The sequence below is a fragment of the Nonomuraea lactucae genome (assembly GCF_003313395.1).
Classification (GTDB): Bacteria; Actinomycetota; Actinomycetes; order Streptosporangiales; family Streptosporangiaceae; genus Nonomuraea; species Nonomuraea lactucae.
The window spans coordinates 1-1940 of record NZ_QNFZ01000570.1 but is presented as its reverse complement, the minus strand read 5'-3'; the positions used below and the strand labels follow the sequence as shown (position 1 = coordinate 1940).

Below are 1940 nucleotides of genomic sequence, written 5' to 3'. Positions count from 1 at the left end.
CGCCATGCTCGGCGACGCCGGGGCCAACGCGCTCGGCGCCCTGCTCGGGCTGGCCGCCGTGACCACGCTCGGGCGGCCGGGCAGGCTCGCGCTGCTCGGCACCGTCGCCGTGCTGACGGCCGCCGCGGAGAAGGTCAGCTTCACCAAGGTCATCGCGGGCAACCACGTGCTCAACCGCCTCGACATGCTCGGCCGCCGCCCGGTCGACCCCGTGTGACCCTCGCGGGGTCCGGCACGCGACTGTCGGTCCCACCTGCCAGGATGTCCTCGTGATCGGGGAACGACGCGCACGTCACACGCGTACGGCGACGGCTGGGCCGGTTCGTGGTGCCTTTGGCGGGTTTGCGTGGTGACGGTGAGGGTTCGCGTGGTGACGGTGCGGGCGGCTCGTCGCGGCGCGGGGAGGCGGGCGTGGTGACCGCGCGGCTCGCGCGTGGCGTCGCGGGCGGCGCGATGCTCATCGGCGCGATCACCATCCTGGCGCGCGTCACCGGCTTCGCCAAGCAGTACGTCTTCGCCCAGACCGTCGGCACCGACTGCCTGGCCACCGCCTACTTCACCGCCAACCAGATCCCCAACATCGTCTTCGAGGTCGTCGCGGGCGGCGCGCTGGCCGGGATGGTCGTGCCCGTCCTGGCGGGGGCCGCGGCGGCCGCGGACGCGGGCCTCTCCGGCTCCTCCAGCTCTTCCGACGGCTTTGGTGGTGGCGACGGCTCTACCGGCGGCGGTTCGTCCGGTGGTGGCGGCGGGGGCGGGGAGGAGCGCGCCCGGGTCGCGTCGATCGGGTCCGCGCTGCTGACCTGGGTGCTCGCCGTCCTCGTGCCCGTCGCCGTGCTCACCGCCCTGCTCGCCGGGCCGGTCATGGGGCTGTTCTTCGGCGAGACGCTCTCCGGCTGCGACGCGGGCGACGTCCACGCGGTCGCAGCCCGCATGCTGGCCGTCTTCGCCCCCCAGATCCCCCTGTACGGCGTCGCGGTCGTGCTGTACGGCCTGCTCCAGGCGCACCGGCGCTTCGCCGGGCCCGCGCTGGCGCCCCTGGTGTCCAGCATCGTGGTCATCGTCGCCTACCTGGCGTTCGTCCCGCTCAGCGGCGGCGAGACCGCCCCGGACAAGGTGCCGCTGCCCGCGGAGCTGGCGCTGTCGGCAGGCACCAGTCTCGGCGTGCTGGCCCTGGTGCTCACCGTCATCGGCCCCGTCGCCGGGCTCGGCCTGCGGTGGCGCCCCACGCTGCGCTTCCCTCCCGGCGTGGCCGCGCAGGTGCGGCGGCTCGCCCTGGCCGGGGTCGCCGCGCTGCTCGCCCAGCAGGCCGCCATGGTCGTGGTGCTCCTGCTGTCCAACAACGCCATCGGCAACGCCGCCATCGCCGCCTTCAACTACGCCTGGGCGATCTACATGGTGCCGTACGCCGTGCTGGCCGTACCCATCGCCACCAGCGCGTTCCCCGGGCTGTCGGCGCAGGCCGAGCTGGGTGACACGGACGGGTTCGCCGTGCTGGCGGCCGGGGCCACGCGGGCGGTGGTGCTCGTGTCCGGGCTCGCCGCGGGCGTCCTCGCCGCCGCGTCCGGGCCGGGCGCCGTGGTGTTCCTCGGGTCGAAGAGCGACGTGCCGCCGGACGAGCTCGCGCGGACGATCGCGCTGTTCGCGCCCGGCCTCATCGGATACGGGCTCATCGCGCACCTGAGCCGGGTCCTGTACGCGGGAGGCCGGGGCAGGGCCGCCTCCATCGGCACGGTGGCCGGCTGGGTGGTGGTGATGGCCGCCCAGACGGCGTTCGTGTTCGCGTTCCCCGAGGAGTGGAAGATCGCGGGGCTGGCGCTCGGCATGACGGTGGGCATGACCGTGGGAGGGGTGCTGCTGCTGTCCTTCGTCGTACGTGCCCGAGGGCGACGGGCCGCGGCCGGTCTGGGCCGGGCGGCGGCGGCCGCGGTCGCGGGCGGTCT

1 protein-coding gene and 1 pseudogene are annotated in these 1940 nt (G+C 75.1%); both read left to right on the top strand.

The window, feature by feature from the left end:
- Positions 1–217 (top strand): annotated as a pseudogene (locus tag DQW85_RS23705) (hypothetical protein); the annotation flags it as partial.
- A gap of 197 nt (positions 218–414) precedes the next feature.
- Positions 415–1940: murein biosynthesis integral membrane protein MurJ (gene murJ / locus DQW85_RS23700; protein WP_420819180.1), on the top strand; the 1526-nt coding region annotated here is incomplete at its 3' end.